Origin of the sequence: Streptomyces sp. NPDC014006 (assembly GCF_043088925.1) — a bacterium.
Classification (GTDB): Bacteria; Actinomycetota; Actinomycetes; order Streptomycetales; family Streptomycetaceae; genus Streptomyces.
On record NZ_JBICAJ010000003.1, the window covers coordinates 433,202 to 460,078 of the forward strand.

At 69.1% G+C, this 26,877-nt stretch carries 22 protein-coding genes; 9 read left to right on the forward strand and 13 right to left on the reverse strand.

All coding sequences use genetic code 11. The features are described 5' to 3' along the window. Positions 1 to 3: 3 nt before the first annotated feature. From gyrA to dnaA, 7 genes are all read right to left on the reverse strand, one after another. Positions 4 to 2,598 carry a DNA gyrase subunit A gene (gene gyrA / locus ACF1GV_RS14220; RefSeq protein WP_391680190.1) on the reverse strand — a complete coding sequence of 865 codons (2,595 nt, stop codon included), beginning with the start codon at positions 2,596 to 2,598 and terminating at the stop codon, positions 4 to 6. 42 nt (positions 2,599 to 2,640) lie between these two features. Beyond that, a complete protein-coding gene (gene gyrB, locus ACF1GV_RS14225; protein ID WP_391680191.1) occupies positions 2,641 to 4,725 on the reverse strand; it encodes a DNA topoisomerase (ATP-hydrolyzing) subunit B in 2,085 nt (694 codons plus the stop codon). A 476-nt stretch (positions 4,726 to 5,201) separates the two neighbouring features. Continuing rightward, positions 5,202 to 5,780, reverse strand: coding sequence for a DUF721 domain-containing protein (locus tag ACF1GV_RS14230; protein ID WP_391680193.1), 579 nt, complete (start codon positions 5,778 to 5,780; stop codon positions 5,202 to 5,204). A 19-nt stretch (positions 5,781 to 5,799) separates the two neighbouring features. Beyond that, entirely contained in the window at positions 5,800 to 6,921 is a 1,122-nt protein-coding gene (recF, locus tag ACF1GV_RS14235) for a DNA replication/repair protein RecF (protein ID WP_391680195.1), read from the reverse strand. A gap of 95 nt (positions 6,922 to 7,016) precedes the next feature. Further along, a complete protein-coding gene (gene gnd, locus ACF1GV_RS14240; RefSeq protein ID WP_391680196.1) occupies positions 7,017 to 7,892 on the reverse strand; it encodes a phosphogluconate dehydrogenase (NAD(+)-dependent, decarboxylating) in 876 nt (291 codons plus the stop codon). A 211-nt stretch (positions 7,893 to 8,103) separates the two neighbouring features. Next, the gene (dnaN, locus tag ACF1GV_RS14245) at positions 8,104 to 9,234 is read right to left on the reverse strand and encodes a DNA polymerase III subunit beta (RefSeq protein ID WP_363265319.1); all 1,131 of its coding nucleotides are present in this window, start codon (positions 9,232 to 9,234) and stop codon (positions 8,104 to 8,106) included. Between the two features lie 966 nt (positions 9,235 to 10,200). Beyond that, entirely contained in the window at positions 10,201 to 12,186 is a 1,986-nt protein-coding gene (gene dnaA, locus ACF1GV_RS14250; protein WP_391680197.1) for a chromosomal replication initiator protein DnaA, read from the reverse strand. A 377-nt stretch (positions 12,187 to 12,563) separates the two neighbouring features. Between dnaA and rpmH the strand changes: the two genes are divergently transcribed. From rpmH to ACF1GV_RS14295, 9 genes are all read left to right on the forward strand, one after another. Continuing rightward, a complete protein-coding gene (gene rpmH / locus ACF1GV_RS14255) occupies positions 12,564 to 12,701 on the forward strand; it encodes a 50S ribosomal protein L34 (RefSeq protein ID WP_003975051.1) in 138 nt (45 codons plus the stop codon). 21 nt (positions 12,702 to 12,722) lie between these two features. Beyond that, complete coding sequence (rnpA, locus tag ACF1GV_RS14260) at positions 12,723 to 13,094, forward strand: ribonuclease P protein component (RefSeq protein ID WP_363265322.1); 372 nt, start codon at positions 12,723 to 12,725, stop codon at positions 13,092 to 13,094. Beyond that, a complete protein-coding gene (gene yidD / locus ACF1GV_RS14265) occupies positions 13,091 to 13,444 on the forward strand; it encodes a membrane protein insertion efficiency factor YidD (protein WP_391680198.1) in 354 nt (117 codons plus the stop codon). The genes rnpA and yidD overlap by 4 nt, the downstream gene beginning before the upstream one ends. Positions 13,445 to 13,447: 3 nt before the next feature. Beyond that, positions 13,448 to 14,728, forward strand: a complete 1,281-nt coding sequence (gene yidC, locus ACF1GV_RS14270; RefSeq protein WP_391680199.1) for a membrane protein insertase YidC — start codon at positions 13,448 to 13,450, stop codon at positions 14,726 to 14,728. A gap of 15 nt (positions 14,729 to 14,743) precedes the next feature. Next, positions 14,744 to 15,256 (forward strand): protein jag, encoded by a 513-nt coding sequence (locus tag ACF1GV_RS14275; protein ID WP_391680200.1) that lies wholly within the window; start codon positions 14,744 to 14,746, stop codon positions 15,254 to 15,256. A gap of 118 nt (positions 15,257 to 15,374) precedes the next feature. After that, the gene (gene rsmG, locus ACF1GV_RS14280) at positions 15,375 to 16,091 is read left to right on the forward strand and encodes a 16S rRNA (guanine(527)-N(7))-methyltransferase RsmG (protein WP_363265326.1); all 717 of its coding nucleotides are present in this window, start codon (positions 15,375 to 15,377) and stop codon (positions 16,089 to 16,091) included. A 297-nt stretch (positions 16,092 to 16,388) separates the two neighbouring features. Next, complete coding sequence (locus tag ACF1GV_RS14285) at positions 16,389 to 17,462, forward strand: ParA family protein (RefSeq protein WP_391680439.1); 1,074 nt, start codon at positions 16,389 to 16,391, stop codon at positions 17,460 to 17,462. Further along, the gene (locus ACF1GV_RS14290; RefSeq protein ID WP_391680202.1) at positions 17,459 to 18,556 is read left to right on the forward strand and encodes a ParB/RepB/Spo0J family partition protein; all 1,098 of its coding nucleotides are present in this window, start codon (positions 17,459 to 17,461) and stop codon (positions 18,554 to 18,556) included. The genes ACF1GV_RS14285 and ACF1GV_RS14290 overlap by 4 nt, the downstream gene beginning before the upstream one ends. Positions 18,557 to 18,855: 299 nt before the next feature. Continuing rightward, on the forward strand, positions 18,856 to 19,473 hold the full coding sequence (locus ACF1GV_RS14295) for a GNAT family N-acetyltransferase (RefSeq protein ID WP_391680204.1): 618 nt from the start codon (positions 18,856 to 18,858) through the stop codon (positions 19,471 to 19,473). Between the two features lie 63 nt (positions 19,474 to 19,536). On the opposite strand, the gene trxA is transcribed toward ACF1GV_RS14295, so the two are convergent. The 6 genes from trxA to murJ form a co-directional block, all read right to left on the reverse strand. Continuing rightward, the gene (gene trxA, locus ACF1GV_RS14300; RefSeq protein WP_391680206.1) at positions 19,537 to 19,863 is read right to left on the reverse strand and encodes a thioredoxin; all 327 of its coding nucleotides are present in this window, start codon (positions 19,861 to 19,863) and stop codon (positions 19,537 to 19,539) included. A 44-nt stretch (positions 19,864 to 19,907) separates the two neighbouring features. Further along, positions 19,908 to 20,879: a thioredoxin-disulfide reductase gene (trxB, locus tag ACF1GV_RS14305; RefSeq protein ID WP_391680207.1), complete on the reverse strand. Its 972-nt coding sequence runs from the start codon at positions 20,877 to 20,879 to the stop codon at positions 19,908 to 19,910. A 127-nt stretch (positions 20,880 to 21,006) separates the two neighbouring features. Next, the gene (locus ACF1GV_RS14310; protein ID WP_391680208.1) at positions 21,007 to 21,918 is read right to left on the reverse strand and encodes an anti-sigma factor family protein; all 912 of its coding nucleotides are present in this window, start codon (positions 21,916 to 21,918) and stop codon (positions 21,007 to 21,009) included. Beyond that, positions 21,915 to 22,640 carry an RNA polymerase sigma factor SigM gene (sigM, locus tag ACF1GV_RS14315; protein ID WP_363265332.1) on the reverse strand — a complete coding sequence of 242 codons (726 nt, stop codon included), beginning with the start codon at positions 22,638 to 22,640 and terminating at the stop codon, positions 21,915 to 21,917. The genes ACF1GV_RS14310 and sigM overlap by 4 nt, the downstream gene beginning before the upstream one ends. 26 nt (positions 22,641 to 22,666) lie before the next feature. Continuing rightward, positions 22,667 to 24,388: a protein kinase family protein gene (locus tag ACF1GV_RS14320; RefSeq protein WP_391680210.1), complete on the reverse strand. Its 1,722-nt coding sequence runs from the start codon at positions 24,386 to 24,388 to the stop codon at positions 22,667 to 22,669. 136 nt (positions 24,389 to 24,524) lie between these two features. After that, positions 24,525 to 26,849 (reverse strand): murein biosynthesis integral membrane protein MurJ, encoded by a 2,325-nt coding sequence (murJ, locus tag ACF1GV_RS14325; RefSeq protein ID WP_391680212.1) that lies wholly within the window; start codon positions 26,847 to 26,849, stop codon positions 24,525 to 24,527. Positions 26,850 to 26,877: the final 28 nt, after the last annotated feature.

Consider the following 26,877-nt stretch of genomic DNA (forward strand, 5'->3'; position numbering starts at 1 on the left):
GTGCTACTCGGCCGAGGGCGCCTCACCCTCGTCCGTGCCGGTGGTCGCGACATCCTCGGCGGTCTCGTCCACGGCCACGTCGCCGTCGACTTCCTCCGCCTCGCGTCCCGCCTCGGCGTTACGGGCGATGCCGACCACGGCATCGCGCTTGCCCAGGTTGATCAGTTGGACGCCCATGGTGTCACGGCCCGTCTCCCTGATCTCGTTGACTCGCGTACGAATCACACCGCCCGAGAGTGTGATGGCGAGGATCTCGTCGTTCTCCTCGACCACCAGCGCGCCGACCAGCGAACCGCGGTCCTCCACGATCTTGGCGGCCTTGATGCCGAGGCCGCCGCGGCCCTGGACGCGGTACTCGTCGACGCGGGTGCGCTTCGCGTACCCACCGTCAGTGGCAGTGAACACGAACGTACCGGGTCGCACCACATTCATCGAGAGCAGTTCGTCGCCCTCGCGGAAACTCATGCCCTTGACGCCCGAGGTCGCACGGCCCATCGGACGCAGCGTGTCGTCCGAGGCGGTGAACCTGATCGACTGCGCCTTCCTGCTGATCAGCAGCAGGTCGTCGTCGGCCGAGACCAGCTCCGCGCCGATCAGCTCGTCGTCGCCGCCCTCCTCGCGCTCACGGAGGTTGATGGCGATGACACCGCCCGAGCGCGGGGAGTCGTAGTCCTTCAGCGGCGTCTTCTTCACCAGGCCGGACTTGGTGGCCAGCACCAGGTACGGCACCGCCTCGTAGTCGCGGATGGCGAGGATCTCGGCGATCGCCTCGTCCGGCTGGAAGGCCAGCAGGTTCGCCACGTGCTGGCCGCGCGCGTCCCGGCCGGCCTCGGGCAGCTCGTAGCCCTTGATGCGGTAGACGCGGCCCTTGTTCGTGAAGAACAGCAGCCAGTGGTGCGTGGTGGAGACGAAGAAGTGGTCGACGATGTCGTCTTCCTTCAGCTTCGTGCCCCGCACGCCCTTGCCGCCGCGCTTCTGTGCCCGGTAGTCGTCGCTCTTGGTCCGCTTGATGTAGCCGCCGCGGGTGACCGTGACGACGATGTCCTCTTCGGCGATCAGGTCCTCGATGGACATGTCGCCCTCGTAGGGGATCAGCTTCGTCTTGCGGTCGTCGCCGTACTTCTCGACGATCGCGGCCAGCTCCTCGCTGACGATGCCGCGCTGACGGACCGGCGAGGCGAGGATCTCGTTGTACTCGCGGATCTTCGCCTGGAGCTCGTCGTGCTCCTGGACGATCTTCTGCCGCTCCAGGGCCGCCAGTCGCCGCAGCTGCATCTCGAGGATGGCGTTGGCCTGGATCTCGTCGATCTCCAGGAGGTCCATCAGGCCGTGCCGCGCGACGTCGACGGTGTCACTGCGCCGGATCAGCGCGATGACCTCGTCGATGGCGTCCAGCGCCTTGAGCAGACCGCGCAGGATGTGCGCCCGCTCCTCGGCCTTGCGCAGCCGGAACTTCGTCCGGCGGACGATGACCTCGATCTGGTGCGTCACCCAGTGGCGGATGAACGCGTCCAGCGACAGCGTGCGCGGCACGCCGTCGACCAGCGCGAGCATGTTCGCGCCGAAGTTCGTCTGCAGGTCGGTGTGCTTGTACAGGTTGTTCAGGACGACCTTGGCGACCGCGTCCCGCTTCAGCACGATGACCAGGCGCTGGCCGGTGCGCGACGACGTCTCGTCACGGACGTCGGCGATGCCGCCGATCTTGCCGTCCTTCACCAGGTCGGCGATCTTCTGCGCCAGGTTGTCCGGGTTGACCTGGTACGGCAGCTCGGTGACCACCAGGCACTGGCGGTTCTGGATCTCCTCGACCTCGACCACCGCGCGCATGGTGATCGAGCCGCGGCCGGTGCGGTAGGCCTCCTCGATGCCCCTGCGGCCCACGACGAGCGCGCCGGTCGGGAAGTCTGGGCCCTTGATGCGCTCGATGAGCGCATCAAGGAGCTCCTCGTGCGAGGCCTCGGGGTTCTCCAGGTACCACTGGGCGCCGGCGGCGACCTCGCGCAGGTTGTGCGGCGGGATGTTGGTCGCCATGCCGACCGCGATGCCGGCCGAGCCGTTGATCAGCAGGTTCGGGAAGCGGGACGGCAGGACGGTCGGCTCCTGGGAGCGGCCGTCGTAGTTGTCCGTGAAGTCGACGGTGTCCTCGTCGATGTCGCGGACCATCTCCATCGACAGCGGCGCCATCTTGCACTCGGTGTAGCGCATCGCCGCGGCCGGGTCGTTGCCCGGGGAGCCGAAGTTGCCGTTGGAGTCCACCAGCGGCATCCGCATCGACCACGGCTGCGCCAGGCGGACCAGGGCGTCGTAGATCGAGGAGTCACCGTGCGGGTGGTAGTTGCCCATGACGTCGCCGACGACACGGGCGCACTTGTAGAAGCCGCGCTCGGGGCGGTAGCCGCCGTCGTACATCGCGTACAGCACGCGGCGGTGGACGGGCTTGAGACCGTCCCGGACGTCGGGCAGCGCACGCGAGACGATGACGGACATCGCGTAGTCGAGGTAGGAGCGCTGCATCTCCGTCTCGAGCCCGACGGGCTCGAGACGCTGGGCGATGACGCCGTCGCCTTCAGGCGTGACTGGGGTGTTCTCGTCGGCCATTGCTGGTGAAGATCCTTCCTGGTGCGGTCAGCTGAGACCGACTCAGATGTCGAGGAAACGGACGTCCTTGGCATTGCGCTGGATGAACGCGCGGCGGGCCTCGACGTCCTCGCCCATCAGGACCGAGAACAGCTCGTCGGCCTGGGCGGCGTCGTCAATGGTGACCTGGCCGAGGACGCGGTGCTCCTGGTCCATGGTGGTCACGCGCAGCTCCTCGGCGTTCATCTCGCCGAGTCCCTTGAAGCGCTGGATGGAGTCCTCGCGCACCCGCTTGCCACGCTGGCGGCCCAGCTCCAGCAGGGCGTCGCGCTCACGGTCGGAGTAGGCGTACTCGACGTCGTCCTTGCCCCACTTGATCTTGTACAGCGGGGGGCGGGACAGGAACACGTGCCTGGCCTCGACCAGCGGCCGCATGAAGCGGAACAGGAAGGTCAGCAGCAGCGTGTTGATGTGCTGGCCGTCGACGTCGGCGTCCGCCATCAGGATGATCTTGTGGTACCGGAGCTTCTCGATGTCGAAGTCCTCGTGCACACCCGTGCCGAACGCGGAGATCAGCGCCTGGATCTCCTGGTTCTGCAGGATCTTGTCGATCCGGGCCTTCTCGACGTTGAGGATCTTGCCGCGGATCGGGAGGATCGCCTGGTACTCCGGGTTGCGGCCGGACTTGGCCGAGCCGCCGGCGGAGTCACCCTCGACGATGAAGATCTCGCACTTGGTGGGGTCGTTCGACTGGCAGTCCGACAGCTTGCCCGGCAGGGACGCCGTCTCCAGCAGGCCCTTGCGGCGGGTCAGATCACGGGCCTTGCGCGCGGCCACGCGCGCGGTGGCGGCCTGGATGCCCTTGCGGACGATGTCCGCGGCCTCGTTCGGGTTGCGGTCGAGCCAGTCGGCGAGGTGCTCGTAGACCGCCTTCTGCACGAAGGTCTTCGCCTCCGTGTTGCCCAGCTTGGTCTTGGTCTGGCCCTCGAACTGAGGCTCGCTCAGCTTGACCGAGATGATCGCGGTCAGGCCCTCGCGGATGTCGTCGCCGGTGAGGTTGTCGTCCTTCTCCCGCAGCAGCTTCTTGTCCCGTGCGTACTTGTTGATCAGGGACGTCAGCGCGGCGCGGAAGCCCTCTTCGTGGGTGCCGCCCTCGTGGGTGTGGATGATGTTCGCGAAGGAGTACACGCCCTCGCTGTAGCCGCTGTTCCACTGCATCGCGACCTCGAGGGACAGGCTCTTGTCCTTGTCCTCGGCCTCCAGGTCGATGACCGTGGGGTGGACCGCCTCGCCCTTGCGGGAGTTGAGGTACTTCACGAAGTCGACGATGCCGCCCTCGTAGTGGTACGTGACGGTCTTGGCCTCGTCCTTCTCGTCGGCGCCCGCCTCGTCCGCCCCCGCGGTGGCCTTCGCCGACTCGCGCTCGTCGGTGAGCCTGATCGTCAGGCCCTTGTTGAGGAACGCCATCTCCTGGAAACGCCGCGACAGCGTCTCGAAGGAGTACTCCGTGGTCTCGAAGATGTCCGCGTCGGCCCAGAAGGTGACCGAGGTGCCGGTCTCCTGCGTCGCCTCGTGCTGGGCCAGCGGTGCCGTCGGGACGCCCATCTTGTAGTCCTGCGTCCAGCGGTGGCCGTCGGTCCTGACCTCGACGGAGACCTTGCTCGACAGGGCGTTCACGACGGACACGCCCACGCCGTGCAGACCACCGGAGACCGCGTAGCCGCCGCCGCCGAACTTGCCGCCCGCGTGCAGGACCGTCAGCACGACCTCGAGCGCCGGCTTGCCCTCGGAGGGCACGATGCCGACGGGGATGCCACGGCCGTTGTCGACGACGCGCACCCCGCCGTCGGCGAGGATCGTCACGTCGATCGTGTCCGCGTGGCCGGCCAGCGCCTCGTCGACGGAGTTGTCGACGACCTCGTACACGAGGTGGTGCAGTCCGCGCTCGCCCGTCGAGCCGATGTACATGCCGGGTCGCTTGCGGACCGCGTCCAGACCCTCGAGGACGGTGATGGCGCTGGCATCGTACGAGGCCGTGACCTCACCGCGTGAGGTGCTCGCCGCGTTGTCCGCGCCGGCGTCGGTGGACGGGATGTTCTCGTTGGGGTTGCCGGAATCGGCCACGAAGCGCCCTTTCTGGCACAGCACAAGCCAGGCTCCTGGGGGTTCCCCCTCTGGAGGAGGGTTGCCGGAGCGGCTGCGGCATGGTGCGTTGGTAAGCCTTGATCAGCGTTGCTCAGCGTTTCCCGGACGGTCCCCACGTTTGGGGCGGGATTGTCTTCCAGTCTACCGGCAGCACTGACATCGATGGGGGTTTGCCGGTACCTGAGTCCCGATGTGGCGCCCTGAACCGGCCTCTTCCGACTCCCGATATACGGAAGGGGGCTCCAAGAGGCTCACAGCGGCACTCAGCGCTTCGAACTGTCAAGCCTTCGTTACTCGGGAGTCAGGAGTCGTTTCATACGCTTATGGGGTGATTTTGCGTATCTTGCCGTGCACGCGTGCGTGCGTTCCGTACGCGTGCACGGGCAGCACCGCATGCGACCCGGCACGCACGCGCGTAGAGGAGTGAATGTGGTGTGACGTCCCTCACTCCAGCACGCCGGCGCGGTCCGCGGCCGCGCTCAGCCGTAAGTGTCGCCCGGCCCGGCGCTGCCGGGGGCACGCAGGGGCCCGTAGCGACGCGCGGGGCCGCCAGGGCCCAGCACCTTGATCATGTGGACCGCGCCGTGCCCCAGGTCCTCGTTGAGCCGCGCGACCAGCGTCGGCGCGAGCAGACGCAGGTTGGTCGCCCAGGCCGTGGAGTCGCAGCGGACCACCAGAACGCGCTCGTCCTCGTCGTACTTCTCCGGCACACAGTGCTTGGCCACGTCCTCGCCGACGATCTGCGGCCAGCGGCCCATCACACCGCCCACCGCGGCCGGCGTCTCCCAGCCCCGCTCGGTGATCAGCCGGTTGATCGCCGCGCCGAGCGCCATCGGGTCGCGTCCGTCGGCGCGCGCGCCCGAGCGCAGTCCGCCGCGGCGCGCCTGCTTCTTCTGCTGCGCCGCGTCGCCACGCGCGCGTGCGGCCTCCTTCGCCGCCCTGAGCGCCACGCGCGCGAGGTCGACGCCGGAGGGTTCGGGGGCCTTCTTCGGGCCACCGGCCTGCGCCGGGGTGGCGGCGGGGCGCGGCTCCGCCGGGGTGTGCTCCGCCTCGGTCATACGCGTGCCACCTCTTCGGTCATACGCGTGCCACCTCGCCGTCCGCCACCGCGTACCGCGCTCCGCTGAGCACGTGCGGTACGTCGTCGTCGACCGCGGCCGTCACGAGCACCTGCTCGCCGGGCGCCACCAGCTCCGCCAGCCGTTCCCGGCGGCGGGCGTCCAGTTCGGCGAAGACGTCGTCGAGAATGAGCACCGGCTCGTTGCCCTCGGCGCGCAGCAGGTCGTAGGACGCAAGGCGCAGGGCGAGGGCGTAGGACCAGGACTCGCCGTGCGAGGCGTAGCCCTTGGCGGGCAGCTGGCCGAGCTTGAGCAGCAGGTCGTCGCGGTGCGGGCCGACGAGGGTGACGCCCCGCTCGATCTCCTGCTTGCGGGCGTCCGCGAGCGCCGCCATGAGCTGCGCGTAGAGATCCTCACGCGCGTGCGCCTCGCCGGGCGCGGACGGCTTGTACTCCAGACCGATCGGACCGCCGCCCGGGGCCAGCTGCTCGTACGCCTTGTCGGCCAGCGGCTGGAGCGCGGCGATCAGGTCCAGGCGCTGGGCGAGCAGTTCGGCGCCGGCGTGTGCGAGGTGCTGGTCCCACACGTCGAGCGTGGACAGGTCCATGGAGCGGCCGCCGTGCCGACGGGCCAGCGCGGCCGTCTTGAGCAGGGTGTTGCGCTGCTTCAGCACCCGCTCGTAGTCGGAGCGCACGCCCGCCATGCGCGGGGAGCGCGCGGTGATCAGCTCGTCCAGGAACCGCCGCCGCTCCCCGGGATCGCCCTTGACGAGGGCGAGGTCCTCCGGCGCGAACAGCACGGTCCGCACGATGCCGAGGATGTCCCGCGGCCTGACCTGGGAGGACCGGTTGATGCGGGCGCGGTTGGCCTTGCCGGGGTTCAGCTCCAGCTCGATCAGCTGCTGCCGCTCGCCCTGCCGGACCTGGGCGCGTACGACGGCCCGCTCGGCGCCCATGCGCACGAGCGGGGCGTCGGAGGCGACGCGGTGGCTGCCGAGGGTGGCGAGGTAGCCGACCGCCTCCACCAGGTTGGTCTTGCCCTGCCCGTTGGGGCCGACGAACGCGGTGACGCCCGCCTCCAGCGGGACCTCGGCCCGGTCATAGGAGCGGAAGTCGGCCAGCGACAGATGCGTGACGTGCATGGTCGTTCGCCGACCTCCCCAACCTTCGGGTAGTGCTTGCTTCGCGTTGTTCTTCGCGTTGCTTCTTCGTGTGACGCGTCAGGTGGCCCGGCGCGTCACTTCTTCTCGACCGCGTGGCCGCCGAACTGATTGCGCAGCGCCGCGATCATCTTCATCTGCGGCGAGTCCTCCTGACGGGAGGCGAACCGCGCGAACAGCGACGCGGTGATCGCCGGCAGCGGCACCGCGTTGTCGATGGCGGCCTCCACCGTCCAGCGTCCCTCACCGGAGTCCTGTGCGTAACCGCGCAGGCCCTGAAGGTGCTCGTCCTCGTCGAGGGCGTTCACCGCGAGGTCCAGCAGCCACGAGCGGATGACGGTGCCCTCCTGCCAGGAGCGGAAGACCTCGCGGACGTTCTCCACGGAGTCGACCTTCTCCAGCAGCTCCCAGCCCTCGGCGTAGGCCTGCATCATCGCGTACTCGATGCCGTTGTGGACCATCTTCGCGAAGTGGCCCGCGCCGACCTTGCCGGCGTGGACCGCGCCGAAGTCGCCCTCCGGCTTGAGCGCGTCGAAGACCGGCTGCACCTTGGCGACGTTCTCGGCATCGCCGCCGTACATCAGGGCGTAGCCGTTCTCCAGACCCCAGACACCGCCCGAGACACCGCAGTCGACGAAGCCGATGTTCTTGGCGGCCAGCTCCCGCGCGTGCTTCTCGTCGTCGGTCCAGCGGGAGTTGCCGCCGTCCACCACCACGTCACCGGGCTGCAGCAGCTCGGCGAGCTGGTCGATGGTCGACTGGGTCGGCTCGCCGGCCGGGACCATCACCCAGACCACGCGGGGGCCGGACAGCTTCTCCACAAGCTCTTGCAGGCTGTGGACGTCCGCGACGTCGGGGTTGCGGTCGTATCCGATGACGGTGTGGCCCGCGCGGCGGATCCGCTCGCGCATGTTGCCGCCCATCTTGCCGAGGCCGACGAGACCGAGCTCCATCAGTGCTGTTCCTTACGGTCGCTGTGTGGCGTGCGGGGCGCTAGCGCACCCCTGGGGCACCTCGTACCCCTGTCCGAGCCTAATCCCGGACGGTCCCGCACAGCTGTGGGCATACGCGCTCATACGTAGGCCCTCACCTGGGGATTTCGATGGGCGGTGGTCCACAGGCTGTGGACCACCGCGGCAGCCTCGCTCCGGCGTCGGACCGGGATCAGCCGCTCAGCCGCACCGGCATGATCAGGTACTTGTACGCCTCGTCCGCCTCGGCGTCCACGGCCGGCTTGCCGCTGAGCAGCGCGGGCTTGGTGGACGTGGTGAACGACAGCTGCGCCACCGGGGAGTCGATCGCGCTCAGACCGTCCAGCAGGAACGTCGGGTTGAAGGCGATGGAGATGTCGTCACCCTCCAGCTGGGCGTCGACCCTTTCCACAGCCTGTGCGTCGTCGCTGGAGCCGGCCTCCAGGATCAGCACGCCCTGCTCGAAGCTGAGCCGCACCGGGGTGTTGCGCTCGGCGACCAGGGCCACACGCTTGACGGCCTCCACGAAGGGGGCGGTCTCGATCACGGCGACGGAGTTGAACTCCGTCGGGAACAGGGTGCGGTACTTCGGCAGGTCGCCCTCGAGCAGACGGGTCGTGGTGCGGCGGCCCGCGCCCTCGAAGCCGATCAGGCCCTCACCGGCGCCCGAGCCGGACAGCGCCAGGATCACGCTGTCGCCGCTGGTGAGCGCCTTGGCGGTGTCCTGGAGGGTCTTGGCGGGCACCAGGGCGACCGCGGAGACGTCCGGGTTCTCCGGCTTCCACAGGAACTCGCGGACCGCGAAGCGGTAGCGGTCGGTGGAGGCCAGGGTGACCGTGTCGCCCTCGATCTCGATGCGCACACCGGTGAGGACGGGCAGCGTGTCGTCACGGCCGGCGGCGATGGCCACCTGCGAGACGGCCGCGGCGAAGACCTCGCCGGGGACCGTGCCCGTCGCGTTCGGCATCTGCGGCAGCGCCGGGTACTCCTCCACAGGCAGGGTGTGCAGGGTGAACCGGGACGACCCACAGACCACGGTCGCCCGTACACCGTCTGTGGAAATCTCCACGGGGCGGTTGGGGAGCGCGCGGGAGATGTCGGCGAGCAGGCGGCCGGACACCAGGACCGTGCCCTCCTCCTCGACCTCGGCCTCGACGCTCACCCGGGCGGAGACCTCGTAGTCGAAGCTGGACAGGCTCAGCTGGCCGTCCTCCGCCTTCAGCAGCAGGCCGGCGAGGACAGGCGCCGGCGGACGGGCCGGGAGGCTGCGGGCCGCCCAGGCCACTGCCTCCGCGAGTACGTCGCGTTCCACCCGGATCTTCACGGTAAGCCGCCTCCTGCTGTTGCCGGCGCTTGTCGCCCTGCTTCGCCTTCGTCGTCTGTCGCGGTGTCACGAGCCCCGAGGAGGGGAAGGACACCGGGACCAGTCTGACGCACCGCACTGACAGTAGGTGCCCGTCGGGGTCAAGTCGCGACGAGGGGCAGTCGGTCAACCGACAGCGAGTTGTGCACAGGCCCCACTTCGAAACGGTTTCCTGGCTCTCTCTAGTCGTTGGTAGTAGTAGGGCCTGTGGATACCGTGGATAACCTCGTTTGCGCAGGTCAGAGCCCAAATTTTATCCACCGGGCCTGTGGGCGGAGGCGGTGGACAACCGGGGCTGTCTGTGGAGAACAGAAAGTTCTGCACACGCCATCAACAGGCCGGGGCGAGTTCTCCCCAGAAGCGTCCCCAGTTTTACCCACGTTGCCCACAGGCCAACCCGGCAGCTTCGTGTGACGCCTTTCACTCGACGCGGTGAGGAGGCGCGTCGGCTTGCCGAACAGTGGACAGACATGTGGAGAAGCGGGCGATCTCTGGGGACAACCGGCCGCAGCCTGTGGGTCACCCGTGGACAACTTTGTGCACAGGGTGTGGACCGGCAAGTTGTCCACACCCTGTGGATCTCCTTCGTCCACGGATCCACAGGCACATGAGCTGGGCCGATGGCCTTCCCCCAGGCTGGCCTGTGGATGCGATCTGGACAACTCGGCAGTCCCCAGGATGTGGACGCGAAAAAGTCCCTGAATCTGTGGAGAGAGGCCGTAACCCGACAGGTAATCGAACAAGAGATGACAGATGTGCGACGGCGATCGCGGGCCGACGGGGCCGTCGAATGCCGTCGGATCCCGTTTTGGTCGTCCCGCCGGAGGCCGTCGCAGTCAGCGAGGGGTTGTTGCGGCACTGCCGGCATACGTCTGAGGGCGCCTCCGGAGACCCGGAGACGCCCTCAGACGGTTCGCCGTGGTGGCGTCAGCCGTTCTTGATGCGGTTGGTGAGCTCGGTGACCTGGTTGTAGATGGAGCGGCGCTCGGCCATCAGATTGCGGATCTTGCGGTCCGCATGCATCACCGTCGTGTGGTCCCGGCCGCCGAACAGCGCACCGATCTTCGGCAGCGACAGATCCGTCAGCTCACGGCACAGATACATGGCGATCTGCCGGGCGGTCACCAGAGCGCGGCCGCGCGACGTGCCGCACAGGTCCTCGACCGTCAGCCCGAAGTAGTCCGCCGTCGCGCTCATGATCGCCGTAGAGGTGATCTCCGGGGCCGAGTCCTCGCCGCCCGGGATCAGGTCCTTCAGGACGATCTCCGTCAGGCCCAGGTCCACCGGCTGCCGGTTGAGCGACGCGAAGGCCGTCACCCGGATCAGCGCGCCCTCCAGCTCACGGATGTTCCGCGAGATCCGGGAGGCGATGAACTCCAGCACCTCCGGCGGCGCGTTCAGCTGCTCCTGCACCGCCTTCTTGCGCAGGATCGCGATCCGCGTCTCCAGCTCGGGCGGCTGGACGTCGGTGATCAGTCCCCACTCGAACCGGTTCCGCAGCCGGTCCTCCAGCGTGACCAGCTGCTTCGGCGGCCGGTCGGAGGAGAGCACGATCTGCTTGTTGGCGTTGTGGAGCGTGTTGAAGGTGTGGAAGAACTCCTCCTGCGTCGACTCCTTGTCCGCCAGGAACTGGATGTCGTCGACGAGCAGGATGTCCATCTCCCGGTACCGCTTGCGGAAGCTGTCGCCCTTGCCGTCGCGGATGGAGTTGATGAACTCGTTCGTGAACTCCTCCGAGCTCACGTACCGCACGCGCGTGCCGGGGTACAGGCTCCGCGCGTAGTGCCCGATGGCGTGCAGCAGATGCGTCTTGCCGAGCCCGGACTCGCCGTAGATGAACAGCGGGTTGTACGCCTTCGCGGGCGCTTCGGCGACGGCCACCGCGGCCGCGTGCGCGAACCGGTTGGAAGCGCCGATGACGAACGTGTCGAACAGGTACTTCGGGTTCAGCCGCGCGGTCGGCTCCCCGGGGCCGGAGGCCGGCGCGGGCTGCGCGGCCAGCGGTCCGGGCGCCCCGGTGGTGGGCAGGTTGGAGCCCACGGGGCCGCCGCGGTGCACGTGCCCGGAGCCGGCCGGCGGCTCGGGCAGCTCACGTCGGCCGCCGTCGCGCTGGTCGTAGTCGCGGTCGTAGTCGCGCGACGCGCGGGGGTCACGGGTGTCGTGGGCATCCCGCCGGTCGTAGTCGCCGCGGGGCTGGTCGTAGGACGGCCGCTCCGCCGCGGGGGGCCGGTAGTCCGCCGACGACGGCGAGGCGTACGGATCCTTCGCCGGGCCGCCGGACGCGTACGGGTCATTCCCGCCCGGCCCGGAGCCGTACGGATCCTTGCCGCCGCGCCCGCCGGAGCCGTAGAGGTCACGTTCGGGGAAGCCGAGCCGCTGCTGCTGCCAGCCGTAGTCGTCCTGGGAGGGACGCGGCCAGGCGCCCGGCTCGGGGCGCTGGTACTCGGACGGGTAGGCCGGCCGGGCCGTGGGGAGCTGGTCACCGGGCTCGCCGCGGTGCCGGCCGTACCCCTCGTACTGGTCGTACTGCGGGGCGGCGGGCGGCTCGGGCTCCTCGTAGCGCGACTCCTCGTACCGCGACTCCTCATAGCGAGGCTGCGGCGGAGCGGACGGCGTGGCGGGGGCAGCGGGCTCGCCCGCGGAGTCGTCGACGGTGATCGCGATCCGGATCGGCCGGCCGCACTCGCGGCTCAGCGTCTCGCTGACGATCGGCGCCAGACGCCCCTCGAGGACGTTCTTCGCGAACTCGTTCGGTACGGCGAGCAGGGCCGTGTCGGCGACCAGCGCCAGCGGCTGGGTGCGCCGGATCCAGTGCTCGTCCTTGCCCTCGACCCCCTGGCCGCGTCCCTCGCCGAGGAGCTGTTCCAGCACTCGTGGCCACACTGCGGCAAGATCGGCAGGTACGTCAGCCACAGGGCACGCTCTCTCAGAGAGTCCCTCGAACGTGTGGTCCGGGGACGGGTCGGGATGTGAATCGGGTGGTTGAGGGACAAGGGAACGAATCGGAGTCCAGCCACGGTAGTCAGCGCGGCGGGTACGGTTCAAGTTGTTGTCCCCAGGCTGTGGACAAGTGTCTCCCGGTGACCGTCGGTTTGACCGGATGGCGTAGTCCCGCGTACCGTAACCAGGTCGAGTTGTCGATGGCTGCTGCCGCCTGCCTCCGATGGGCACAGATCGCGAACACGGTGATCGGACAGCGGTGCACTCGGGCGTAACGCGAGCTACTCGTGGGCGCACGGTGACAGCCAGGACGGCACCCCGCCAACCCCGAATCTTTCTGGAGCCCCCGAGTGAGCAAGCGCACCTTCCAGCCGAACAACCGTCGTCGCGCGAAGACCCACGGCTTCCGGCTGCGTATGCGTACCCGTGCCGGCCGCGCGATTCTCGCAACCCGCCGTAGCAAGGGTCGCGCCCGCCTGTCCGCCTGATTCCGATCAGGTCATGACGTCGTGCTGCCCACCGACAACCGGCTGAGGCGGCGCGAGGACTTCGCGACCGCGGTACGACGAGGTCGTCGGGCAGCCCGCCCGTCCCTCGTCGTCCATTTTCGCAGCGGTGCCACGGACCCGCACGCGCCAGGGGAGAGCGCTCCCCCGCCGCGTGCGGGTTTCGTCGTGAGCAAGGCCATCGGCGGCGCGGTCGTGCGCAACAAGGTGAAGCGCAGGCTTCGCCATCTGATGCGCGACCGGGTCACCCGGCTGCCCCCCGGTAGCCTGGTAGTCGTACGAGCGCTGCCCGGTGCGGGTGACGCCGACCATGCACAGCTGGCCCGAGACCTGGACGCCGCCCTGCAGCGGCTGCTGGGAGGGGGCGCGCGATGAAGTACCCACTGCTGGCCCTGATCAAGCTCTACCAGTGGACGATCAGTCCGCTGCTCGGGCCGGTGTGCAGGTACTACCCGTCGTGCTCCCGTTACGGCTACACGGCGATCGACCGGCACGGTGCGATCAAGGGAACAGCGCTCACAGCCTGGCGCATTCTGCGGTGCAATCCGTGGTCGCCGGGCGGTGTGGACCATGTTCCGCCGCGCAAGCGCCCGCGGTGGCACGAAATGCTGCGTGACGCCTGGCGTGCACGCAGGGGCGGGCCCTCCGCCGCCGAACCGGCCACCGACGGGGAAATCCCTTCGAGCCCGGCCGCAGAGACCCCGCCCCATGCCCAAGGAGCATGATTAGTGGACACGATTGCCAGCCTCTTCAGTTTCATCACCTGGCCCGTCTCCTGGGTCATCGTCCAGTTCCACAAGGTGTACGGGGCGATCTTCGGGCCTGACACCGGGTGGGCCTGGGGCCTGTCCATCGTGTCCCTGGTGATCCTGATCCGCATCTGCCTGATCCCGCTCTTCGTGAAGCAGATCAAGGCCACGCGCGCGATGCAGACGCTCCAGCCGGAGATGAAGAAGATCCAGGAGCGCTACAAGAACGACAAGCAGCGCCAGTCCGAAGAGATGATGAAGCTGTACAAGGAGACGGGTACCAACCCGCTCTCCTCGTGCCTTCCCATCCTCGCCCAGTCGCCGTTCTTCTTCGCCCTGTACCACGTGCTCAACGGCATCGCCACGGGCAAGACCATCGGCGTCATCAACGACCCGCTGCTGGCCAGCGCCCGGCAGGCGCACATCTTCGGCGCCCCGCTCGCGGCGAAGTTCATGGACAGCTCGAGCAAGGTCGAGGCGCTCGGCGCCACGCTGACCGACGTCCGCGTCGTGACCGCGATCATGATCGTCCTGATGTCGTTCTCGCAGTTCTACACGCAGCGACAGCTGATGACGAAGAACGTCGACACCACGGTGAAGACGCCGTTCATGCAGCAGCAGAAGATGCTGATGTACGTCTTCCCGGTCATGTTCGCCGTCTTCGGTATCAACTTCCCGGTCGGTGTCCTCGTCTACTGGCTGACCACCAACGTGTGGACCATGGGCCAGCAGATGTACGTCATCCACAACAACCCCACCCCGGGTTCCAAGGCTCAGGCCGCCTACCTGGAGCGCCTGTACAAGCACGTCACGCACCACGGCAAGGTCGCCCGGCGCCGGGACAAGGTCATCGTCAAGGCCATCGTCGCCAAGGGCCGCGACCGCAACGAGTTCGAGCGCAAGTTCATCAACGGCCTGAACAAGGTCGGCCTTGCCGCCCAGACCGACGGCTCGGTGATCCGTGGCGAGAGCCAGGCGGTCGCCGTGGCCGAGGACGGCACGCCCACCACCACCGGTGGCCAGCCCAAGCGGCAGCAGCCCAAGCGCCAGTCGAAGTCCCAGCGCCAGTCGGGCGCCGCGAAGGCCGATGAGCCGTCGTCCACCGGTCCCTCGCTGAGCAAGTCCGACGAGCCGGAGGACACCAAGCCCGCCGGCGCCTCCGCCAAGGCCGCCCCGAAGCAGGGCTCCGGTACCCGCAGCAAGGCCCAGTCCGGACAGCGCAAGGGTCCGCAGCGGCCCAAGTCCCCGTCCAAGAAGTAAGAAGGAGCCCATCCCGTGACGGAAGGCACCACCTCCGCCGCTGCCGAGGGTGCAGACACCCTCACCCGCCTGGAGCAGGAAGGCGAGATCGCGGCGGACTACCTCGAGGGTCTGCTGGACATCGCCGACCTCGACGGCGACATCGACATGGACGTCGAGGGCGACCGGGCCGCCGTGTCGATCATCAGCGACACGGGCAGCCGCGACCTGCAGAAGCTGGTCGGCCGTGACGGCGAGGTGCTCGAGGCGCTCCAGGAGCTGACGCGACTGGCCGTGCACCGGGAGACCGGGGACCGCAGCCGGCTGATGCTGGACGTCGCCGGCTACCGGGCCAAGAAGCGCTCCGAGCTGTCCGAGCTGGGTGCCAAGGCCGCGGCCGAGGTCAAGAGCAGCGGTGAGGCCAAGCGGCTCAGGCCGATGACCCCGTTCGAGCGGAAGGTCGTCCACGACGCGGTGAAGGCCGCCGGCCTGCGCAGCGAGTCCGAGGGCGAGGAGCCGCAGCGCTTCGTCGTCGTCCTGCCCAACTGACGTCGGTACGTACGTCACTCCGGCCCCGTCTGATGCGCAGGCGGGGCCGGACTTTGTCAGCCTGTAGTTCTGGTGATCGGCGCCGTTGGCGCTGATGCGGTACGGAAGGACGGTCCCCGTGACGGAGGCAGCGGAGCTTCCCCCTGCGCCCGAGCAGGCGCGCGACGTGTTCGGTGATCGCTTCACGGATGCGGTCCGATACGCCGAGCTCCTGGCCGAGGCCGGTGTGCAGCGTGGGCTCATCGGGCCGCGGGAGGTGCCGCGCCTGTGGGAGCGGCACCTGCTGAACTGTGCGGTGCTCTCGGAAGTCGTTCCCGAGGGGGTGACCGTGTGCGATGTGGGTTCCGGTGCGGGCCTGCCCGGCATCCCACTGGCGCTCGTGCGTGAGGACATCAAGATCACGCTGCTGGAGCCACTGCTGCGGCGCACGACCTTCCTCACGGAGGTCGTGGAGCTGCTCGGGCTCGACCACGTCACCGTGGTGCGCGGCCGCGCCGAGGAGGTCATGGGCAAGCTGACTCCCGTCCACGTCGTCACGGCCCGCGCGGTCGCCCCGCTGGACCGGCTGGCCGCCTGGGGCATCCCGCTGCTGCGTCCCTACGGCGAGATGCTCGCGCTCAAGGGCGACACGGCTGAGGAGGAGTTGAAGAGCGCGGCCACGGCACTGAGCAAGCTGGGTGCGGTGGAGACGTCGATCCTGCATGTGGGTGAGGGCGTGGTGGATCCCCTGTCGACCGTGGTGCGGGTCGAGGTCGGCGAGAGCCCCGGCGGCGTGCGGTTCGCGGCGAAGCGCGCGAAGGCGGCACGGACGGGCCGGACACGCCGTCGGCGTTGATCGTCTCCCGCGCCGAGACGTACTCCACACAAGCTGCCCGCCTACGCGTGACGGAGTGTCGCGGCAGTTCGGCCTGCGGTGCTGTGCATCGTGTTTCACGTGAAACGTCGCTCACTGCTGCACGGCATCATCAGTCGGGGCCGCGCTGCGGCCGAACCCCGCGACCGTAAGCCCCTCGGTTCACTCGATGAGACGCCTGTCGAGGAGACCAGGTCCCCCTTGAGGGGCACAGAGTTGTCCACAGAGGTGGATTTCTCCACAGAAGACCAGACCTCACTGGTTCATGACCCCGAAGGCATGCGAGGCTCTGTTCATTGCGAGCCTGAAGTCGAGGAGAGTGAATCCTTGCGGTCCGACGCCAACATCGCGGGACCGATGACCGATCCGGTCCCCGGTCCCCGTACTGAGTCGATGGGGGACGATGTTTCACGTGAAACACCGCCCCCCATGGACGACACTCCGATCGGTCGTGCTGCCCAACTGGCGGTGGAGGCTCTGGGCCGCGCCGGCGAAGGTCTGCCACGACCGGAGCAGACCCGTGTGATCGTGGTCGCCAACCAGAAGGGCGGCGTCGGCAAGACGACGACGACCGTCAACCTCGCCGCCTCGCTGGCACTGCACGGCGGCCGGGTACTGGTGGTCGACCTCGATCCGCAGGGCAACGCGTCCACCGCTCTGGGCATCGACCATCACGCCGAAGTTCCCTCCATCTATGACGTGTTGGTCGACAGCCGGCCACTCGCCGAAGTCGTGCAGCCGGTCCCCGATGTCGAGGGCCTTTTCTGTGCCCCCGCCACCATCGATCTCGCCGGTGCGGAGATCGAGTTGGTCTCGCTCGTGGCGCGCGAGAGCCGGCTGCAGCGGGCGATCCAGGCCTACGAGCAGCCGCTGGACTACATCCTCATCGACTGCCCGCCCTCGCTCGGCCTGCTGACGGTCAACGCGCTCGTCGCGGGCCAGGAGGTCCTGATCCCGATCCAGTGCGAGTACTACGCACTGGAAGGCCTGGGCCAACTGCTGCGCAACGTCGATCTGGTGCGGGGACACCTCAACCCCACGCTGCATGTGTCGACCATCCTGCTCACCATGTACGACGGCCGGACGCGCCTGGCGTCCCAGGTCGCCGAAGAGGTGCGCACCCACTTCGGTGACGAGGTGCTGCGGACGAGCATCCCTCGCTCGGTCCGTATCTCCGAGGCACCGAGCTATGGGCAGACGGTTCTGACCTACGATCCGGGGTCGAGCGGTGCGCTGTCCTATCTTGAGGCAGCACGAGAGATCGCGCTGAGGGGCGTCGGCGTCAGTTATGAGGCGGCGCACGCCCACATCGGCGCCCAGAGCAACCCGAACATGGTGGAGGGCATCCAGTGAGCGACCGACGGAGGGGGCTGGGACGTGGACTCGGCGCGCTGATTCCTGCTGCCCCGACCGAGAAGACACCTGCCGCGACGGCCCTGGGAGGTGGTGCCTCGGCATCCCCCGCGTCGGTCCCGCTGTTGACCAGCGACCGTGGAGTGGCCGCCGCCAGGCTGGCCACGCTCCCTTCTGTTTCACGTGAAACAGAGGAACCGACGGCATCCGCACCGGAGATGCCTGCGCCTCCTCTCGGAGCCCACTTCGCGGAGATCCCCCTCGACGCCATCCGGCCGAACCCGGAACAGCCCCGTAAGGTCTTCGACGAGGAGGCCCTGGCGGAGCTCATCACCTCCATCAAGGAGGTCGGTCTCCTCCAGCCGGTCGTCGTCCGGCAGGTCGGCCCGGTCCAGTACGAACTCATCATGGGCGAGCGCCGCTGGCGGGCCTGCCGTGAGGCGGGGCTGGACGCCATCCCGGCGATCGTGCGGGCCACGGAGGACGAGAAGCTCCTCCTGGACGCGCTGCTGGAGAACCTGCACCGGGCGCAGCTGAACCCGATCGAAGAGGCGGCCGCCTACGATCAGCTGCTGAAGGACTTCAACTGCACCCACGACCAGCTGGCGGACCGCATCGGTCGTTCCCGCCCGCAGGTCTCCAACACGCTGCGTCTGCTGAAGCTGTCGCCCAAGGTGCAGAACATGGTGGCCGCGGGCGTGCTGTCGGCCGGTCATGCGCGGGCGCTGCTCGGCGTCGACGACCTCGAGGACCAGGACCGGCTGGCCCACCGCATCGTCGCCGAGGGGCTCTCGGTGCGGTCGGTGGAGGAGATCGTGACCCTGATGGGGTCGCGCCCGCAGAAGGCCCAGCGTGCCAAGGGCCCGCGGGCCGGCGGTCGGCTCTCCCCGGCGTTGTCCGATCTCGCGAGCCGGCTCTCGGACCGTTTCGAGACGCGGGTGAAGGTCGACCTGGGCCAGAAGAAGGGCAAGATCACTGTCGAGTTCGCCTCCGTGGAAGACCTCGAGCGGATCCTCGGCACGCTCGCCCCGGGCGAGGGCCCGGTGTTGTCCAGGAGCCTCCAGGACGACGGCGCTGAGGAGTCCGACGCCTGATCACATTGCAGGAGCGGGCCGTGTCCGGTGTGTACCGGAACACGGCCCGCTCTTTGCTTTCTGCCGGTATCGATGCAATCGCATCGTGGATACGATGCGTTGAGGTATGGCGCATCCACCTGGCAGGCACCTTTGAGTGGGAGGCGGGGAGCCGTGCGAACGATGAGCCGGACCGGGCTGGTGAGCGCGGGACTGGGGCTGGGCGCGGTCGGCGGCTTCGTCGGCAGCCTGCTCAGGGAACGGAGTGCTCTGTCAGCCGCCCGTGGTTCGGCGAGCGAAGAAAGCGAGGAACAGCCTTCATGGGGCGTCGGCTCGTACCGCTCACGCTGGACAACCTTCAGGACCTTCCCAAGCGTTGTCGCTCGTGTGTCTTCTGGGAGCTCGATCCCGTCAGTGGCGAAGCCGCGATAAAGGCCGGCACACCGGCTCTGGAGAAGGAAGCCTGGATCTCCGCGGTCCTGCTCGACTGGGGCTCCTGCGGCCGGGTCGTCTACGTGGACGACAAGCCGGTGGGCTATGTGCTCTATGCGCCGCCCGCCTACGTGCCCCGCTCTACTGCCTTTCCCACCAGCCCGGTCTCGCCGGACGCCGTGCAGCTGATCACCGCCTTCATCCTGCCGGGATACCAGGGGCAGGGGCTGGGCCGGGTGATGGTCCAGACGGTCGCCAAGGACTTGCTGCGTCGCGGGTTCAAGGCCATCGAGGCGTTCGGGGACGCCCGCTGGAAGGAGCCGGCCTGTCTGCTGCCCGCCGACCATCTGCTGGCCGTGGGCTTCAAGACGGTCCGCCAGCATCCGGCGCATCCGCGGCTGCGGCTGGAGCTGCGTTCCACGTTGTCGTGGAAGGAAGACGTGGAGCTGGCGTTGGACCGTCTGCTGGGCGCGGTACAGAAGGAGCCGGCGCTGCGACCGCTGTGATCCTCCACGACATGAAAGGGGCCGGCCCTTGAGGGCCGGCCCCTTGATGTTTCACGTGAAACGTCAGCCGATGAAGTCTTCGAGGTCGCGCACGATGGCGGCCTTCGGCTTGGCGCCGACGATGGTCTTGGCGACCTCGCCGTTCTGGTAGACGTTCAGCGTCGGGATGGACATCACGCCGTACTTGGCGGCCGTCGCCGGGTTCTCGTCGATGTTGAGCTTGACGACCTCGATCTTGTCGCCGTACTCGGCCGCGATCGCCGCGAGGGACGGAGCGATCTGGCGGCACGGGCCGCACCAGGCGGCCCAGAAGTCCACCAGGACAGGCTTGTCGCTCTTGAGGACGTCCTGATCGAAGGAGTCGTCGGTCACGTTCTTCAGGTCGGCCACGGTGGGCTCTCCTTAATCGGTCGGTGCGTGGGGCGGAAGGGGGATCAGACGGAGGTCTTCTCGGGCTCTGCTTGCTGCTCGTTGTCGGCGAGGGCAGCGAGGTAGCGCTCGGCGTCCAGGGCGGCGGAGCAGCCGGTGCCGGCTGCGGTGATCGCCTGGCGGTAGGTGTGGTCGACCACGTCACCGGCGCCGAAGACACCGGTGAGGTTCGTCCGGGTGGAGGGCGCGGCGACCTTGAGGTAGCCCTCCTCGTCCAGGTCCAGCTGGCCCTTGAACAGCTCGGTGCGCGGGTCGTGACCGATCGCGATGAACAGACCGGTCACCGGCAGATCCGAGAGCTCGCCGGTCTTGAGGTTGCGCAGCTTCAGGCCGGACAGCTTCTGCTCGCCCTGGATCTCGGCCACCTCGCTGTCCCAGACGAACTTGATCTTCGGGTCGGCGAAAGCGCGCTCCTGCATGGCCTTGGAGGCACGCAGCGTGTCGCGGCGGTGGACGATGGTCACGGACTTGGCGAACCGCGAGAGGAAGGTGGCCTCCTCCATCGCGGTGTCACCGCCGCCGATCACGGCGATGTCCTGGTCCCTGAAGAAGAAACCGTCACAGGTGGCACACCAGGAAACACCGCGGCCGGACAGCGCGTCCTCGTTCGGCAGGCCCAGCTTGCGGTGCTGGGAGCCGGTGGTGACGATCACGGCCTTGGCCTGGTGCACCGTGCCGGCGGTGTCGGTGACGGTCTTGATCTCACCGCTGAGGTCGACGGAGACGATGTCGTCCGGGATCAGCTCGGCACCGAAGCGCTCGGCCTGTGCGCGCATGTTGTCCATGAGCTCGGGGCCCATGATGCCGTCGCGGAAGCCCGGGAAGTTCTCCACCTCGGTCGTGTTCATCAAGGCGCCACCTGCGGTCACGGCGCCCTCGAACACCAGGGGCTTCAGCGACGCGCGCGCGGTGTACAGCGCCGCCGTGTAACCGGCGGGCCCGGAGCCGATGATGATCACGTTACGGACGTCGCTCACGGCTTGGTTCCTCGTCTCTGGACTGCGTCGTACGGCCGGTGGAGCCCCGTTCAGAACTCTCACCCCACCCAACGGATCCTAAGGGGCGTGCATTCCCGCCGTGTCCGTGCACACGGGCGGGCTGTCCTCAGGGACGCGTGTACGAGTTCTTGAGCAGCACCTTGGCGGTACCGGCCGAGGGATGGGCGACGCAGGTGGCGTCCATGAGGTAGGCGTCGACCCGGTTCACGTCGGAGGCGTCGGGCACCACGACGAGCAGCGCGTCCTTGCCTTGGAAGGTGCCGGTCTCGGTGCCCAGAGCGGCATCGTCGCGGCCGAGGCCCCGGCGGACGCACTCGGGGACGGTGGGCCCGGAGCGGAACACCTTGGGCTGGTCGGTGCCGGTCCTGGAGTCGGCACCGAAGCTGTGTGGCGTGCGCGAGCCGTCCCCGGACCTCTGCTGCTGGGCGAGCAGCCGGTCGACCTGCTGCGACAGCCTGGCCTCGGAGAAGGTGTCCGCAGCGGAGGACTGGTGCTGCTGTGCCGTCGTGCCGGAGGTGCCGCCGGTCAGCGTGGACACCAGGAGAGCACCGAGCCCGACAGCGGCAGCCGCGCAGGCGGCGCTGATGAGACCGACCGTACGGCGGCTGCGGCGCGGACGCTGCTTGCGCCCAGGGCCCGTGGTGGCGGTACGGGCGTGTCCGGCGGGGCGGTCGGAGACGGTCGCTGTTTCACGTGAAACAGGCGCGTCGTGCTCGCTGACCGAGGAAGTAGCCGCCTCCTCGGAGCGCTCCTCCGGAGTGGTCGCGCTCAGCAGGGCCTCGGCGGCAAGGGCGGCGTCGATGCGGCCGGCGACATCGGCCGGCATCCGGGGCGGGCCCGGCAGCGTGCCGAGCAGCCCACGGATCTCCTCCAGCGACGCGTAGACGTCCGCGCACAGCTCACACGACTCCAGATGCCGCCGGACGTCCGTGCTCCGCGCCGGCGGGAGCAGTCCCTCGGCGAGGTCGGAGATCTCGGCGACATCCGGGTGCCCGGCCATGTCCGTCGTGGATGTCACGCTCGCCCACCTCCGCCCTTCACAGCAGCTGAGTCGCTCGGTCCTGCCTCACCGGAACCCGGGTCGCCGGGTTCCGCTGCCGGTGGGACGGATGTCCCGTCCACCCGGTTCCGTCCCGCGTCCGGTTTTCCGCTGTCGGAGGCGTTTTCGGAGCGCAGATGGGTGAGCAGCGGAACCAATCTGGCTCTGCCCCGGGCGCAGCGGCTCTTCACGGTCCCGGTCGGGACGTCGAGGATGCGGGCGGCCTCAGCGACGGGATACCCCTGCATGTCGACCAGCACCAGGGCGGCCCGCTGGTCGGCCGGGAGGGTGCCGAGCGCCTCCAGGAGCTGGCGGTGGAGGTCGTTGCGTTCCGCGGGCGCCGAGGCGGACTCGTGCGGCTCCAGCAGCTGCTCCAGCCGCTCGGTGTCGTCGACCGGCGAGGTCTTGCGGGAGGCGGCCTTGCGGGCGCGGTCGAGGCAGGCGTTCACCGTGATCCGGTGCAGCCATGTCGTGACCGCCGACTGTCCGCGGAAGGTGTGGGCGGCCCGGTAGGCGGACACCAGGGCGTCCTGCACCGCGTCGGCGGCCTCCTCGCGGTCCCCGAGCGTACGCAGGGCCACCGCCCACAGCCGGTCCCGGTGGCGCCGCACGAGCTCACCGAAGGCGTCGGGGTCCCCCTGCGTATGACGGGCGAGCAACTCCTGATCGCTCACACCGTCGTATCCGCTGCCGTCCGCCATCCGACCCCCTCCCCCTCGGTGAGATGTCAGCCCTTGAACGTCACGTCGGTGACGGCCTGCTTCCAGCCCGCGCTGCTGTAGCCGTCCGAGGGCGCGTTCGGCACTGCCGTGATCCACAGCAGCACGTACCGCGTCTTCACCGTCTTCGACGCCTTCACGGTGAGCGAGGTGCCGCTCGTGGTGGCGGTGCCGATCTCCTGCATGCCGTCGATCGTCGTGGACGGCGTCAGGGAGTCGGCGGCGTACAGGTGGACGGTGGTGTGGTCACCGGGGTACCGGAGCGCTATCGACGCGGACTGGACCTCCTGCGCCGATCCGAGCTTGTAGACGATGCCCACGCCCGGCTTGTACGGGGCGAGCGTGGGCCCCTCGTTGTAGCGCTTGGTGCGCCAGTACGTGGAGCTGTCGCTGTCGTAGGTGTTGCCCACGTCCTGAGGAGCCTGGGGGGACCCCTCCGCCACGTACTCCTCGGCCTTCTCGATCTGGATCGGCTTGGTCGGCCTGTTCTGGTCGCCGGCCTTGCCGTTGCCGTCCGTGGTCTGGGTCTGGTCGGTGTCCTCGGCTGTGCCGCTCCGGTCCATCAGGGCGTCCGCGAGCTGCCAGCTGCCCAGCCCGAGCGCGGCGATCAGCAGGGCGGACACCGCCCACTTCAGCGCCTTGCCGGTACGGCTCTGAAGCGGGGGCGGAGGGGTGGGCACCGGCTGCGTGCTGCCCGGGTGCGCCGAGGGGCGGCCGTAGGAGCCCTGCTGGTACGTCGTGCGCTGGTATTCGGGCGGTGCGGTGAACGCCGGCTCCGGCGGGCGGATGCGGGGCATCTCGCCGATCGCCTTGACCAGTTCCTCCGGCGTGGTGCACGGCGCCTCGTGCCGGGAGGCGGTCGCCCCGTCGTTGACGAGGGCACGCATGGCGAGCTCGGACAGGCCGCGGTGGACACCGGCCCGTACCTGGTCGGGCGGGATCAGACCGAGGTCCTTGGGCAGGCCGGACAGGCCGTAGGCGTCGTTCTCGTACGGCCAGCGCTGGGTGAGCGCCGCGTACAGCAGAGCGCCGATCGCCTCGGTGTCGGTGCGCTGCGGGGTGTCGGAGCTGACCCCGCGCAGCGCGGCGTTGACGGCCAGGCCGCGGATGCGCCACTGACCGGTGGAGGTGCGCAGCACGGCGTTGGGGTTCAGGCGCAGATGGGCGAGACCCTCGCGGTGGGCGGCGGCCATGGCGGCGGCGATCTGACTGACCATCTGGTAGGCGTCGTGCGGCTCCAGCGGGCCGCCGGCGAGCAGGGTGGTCAGTTCGGTGGCGTCGGGCAGCCACTCGTGGACGACGTAGACGAGGTCGTTCTCCTCGACGGCGTCCAGGACCTGCACGAAGCGGGGGTCGCCGAGCAGTGCGGAGGAACGGGCCGCCGCCAACACGGAGCGGGCCCGCGCGTGGTGGGCCGGCAGGACATGGATACCGACGGCGCGGCGCAGTTTCTCGTCGACCGCACGCCAGCTGCTGAATCCGTCCAGACGGGTGACGCATTCCTCGAGTCGGTAGCGTCTCGCCAGTTTGTGACCGCTGTGCAGCTCCGGCGGTGAGGCCTTTCCGGGACGCTCCGCCGTCCCGCCACTCCCCTGTGCCTCGTCGATGTCCGTGTCCCGCTCCCGGTTCTGGGCCACCCCGTCGGCCGTGGACTGGTCCGCCTGTGCGGTCAGCGACTCGTCGTCGCTGTTGTCTGCCACGTCGACGGCAGCCGTGCTCCGTTCCGCCACCGTCGTTCCTGCCTCCCCATCTTTTGCGCGCCGTGCGACGACGAGCGCGCCGTCCGACGCCGAAACCAATTGTGCCCACAGTCCGCCGCTATGCACGACACACGGTGGCGTCCGTTGGTTGTGCGCCTACCCTCTCTCAGCGGCCCAGTCGTCCGCGCACCATACCCACGAGCGAGTTCAGTTCCTCGATACGCATACGGCGGGCGGCGGCGTAGAAGACGCCGAGCAGGACGACCCCGCCGGCCAGCAGGGCCGCGAAGGAGCCGGCCACACCCTGGCCGAGCGCGTGCCCGATGCCGTAGCAGGCGGCGCCGCTGAGCGCGGCGGCCGGGACCGAGGCGATGCACAGCCGTGCGTAGGTGCGCAGGACCTGAGCCCCGTCCAGATCACCACCGAGGCGCTTGCGGAGCCGGGACCAGGCGACACCGACACCGATGGCGTAGGCCAGGCCGTACGCGGCGGCCATGCCGACCACGGCCCAGCGGGCCGGGAGCAGGAAGTAGCACAGCGCCGAGGCGCCGGCGTTGACCGCGGCCACGATGACCGTGTTGTAGAAGGGCGTGCGGGTGTCCTCGTAGGCGTAGAAGGCGCGCAGTACGACGTACTGCACGGAGTACGGGATCAGGCCGAGGCCGAAGGCCATCAGCATGTAGCCCATGTTGGTGGCCTCGCTCGTGCCCGATGAGCCGAAGATCAGCGTGCACATCGGGATGCCGAGGGCGAGGAACCCGAAGGCGATGGGCACGATCGCGACGGCCGTGGTGCGAAGCCCCTGCGAGATGTCGTCCCGGACGGCGCCCGTGTCGTCCTCGGCCGCCGAGCGGGAGATGCGCGGCAGCAGGGCGGCCATCAGCGACACCGTGATGATGGCCTGCGGCAGACCCCAGATCAGCTGCGCGTTGGCGTAGGCGGCGAAGCCGGTGCCGTCGACGGGGGACGCCTTGCCCGCCGAGGTGGACAGCTGGGAGACGACCAGCGCGCCGGCCTGGTTGGCGAGGACGAAGAGGAAGGTCCACTTGGCGAGGGTGACGGCCTTGCCCAGGCCGTGGCCGCGCCAGTCGAAGCGCAGCCGCAGCCGGAACCCGGTCTCCCGCAGGTAGGGGATCATCGCCAGGGCCTGCACGATCAGACCGAGCAGAACACCCACGCCGAGCAGCCGCTGGCCCTCCGGCGGGATGTTGGTGACCTTCATGCCGGAGTGCTCGGCGGTGCCGTACACCCAGATGAACATGGCCAGCGTCACGATGATCACGATGTTGTTCAGGACCGGGGTCCACATCATCGCGCCGAACTTGCCCCGCGCGTTGAGGATCTGCCCCATCACGACGTGGATGCCCATGAAGAAGATCGAGGGCAGGAAGTAGCGCACGAAGGTGATCCCGACCTCGTTGGAGGCGGGGTCGCTGGCGACCGAGTCGGACAGCAGCCGGATCAGCAGGGGCGCCGCGAAGACCGCCGCCACCGTGAGCAGGCCGAGCGCCACCATGACCAGGGTCAGCAGCCGGTTGGCGTAGGACTCGCCGCCGTCCTCGTCCTCCTTCATCGAGCGCACCAGCTGCGGCACGAAGACGGAGTTCAGACCGCCGCCGACGGTCAGGATGTAGATCATCGTCGGCAGCTGGTAGGCGACCTGGAAGGTGTCACCGAGGACGCCGATGCCCAGAGCGGACGCGATCAGCGCCGAGCGGACGAAGCCGGTCAGTCGGGAGACCATCGTGCCCGCCGCCATCACGGCGCTCGACTTCAGCAGACCCGCGGCGCGGCCGCCCTTCTTCGCCGGCGCGGCGGGCGCGGCGGACACGGCCGCCGGAGCCTCCACGTCGGCCGAGGCGTCCGCGGCGACGGGCGCGGCGGGGGTGGCGCCCAGATGGAGCGTCTGCTCGGCACTGTGCGCGGGCGGCGCCTGGTGCGGGCCTGCGGGCCCGTGCCCGGTGCCGGGTGCGGTCGCCGGACCCGGCACCGACGGCTGCTGCTGCTCGTACGAGGGGTGGCCGGCGCTCTGCTGCTGGTCGCGGAAGAGGTGGGCGAAGGCATCCGGCTCGTGGCGGCCCTCGCCGGCCTGGCTGACGAGGTCGTCCACCCCCACGTACTGGGTGGTGCGGGGATCGTCGCCGAACGGCAGGTACTGGGTCGGGCCGTCCGGCTCCGGCGCGGGCGTCTGCGCCCACACGTGCGGGTCCGGAGCGTACGGCGACTGCTGCGGCTGCGCGTACAGCTGCTGCGCCGGCGGGAAGGTGCCCGGCGGGGGCGGCGGGTGCGCGGCACGGTCGTAGAGCGCCTCGGTGACCGGGTCCTGGGCGGAGAGGTCCTGCCCGCGGTAGGGGTCCTGGTCGTAGGCGTCCTGGAGGTACATGTCCGCGGGGTGCTGCGGCGGTACCGGGCCGTTCTCGGGCGGAGGGCCCTCGGGGTGGTCCGAGCCGCCCACGGCCTGGCCGCGATCACCGTCGTACGGCGCGTTCATGGTTACCCCACCTCATTGTCCCGGGCCC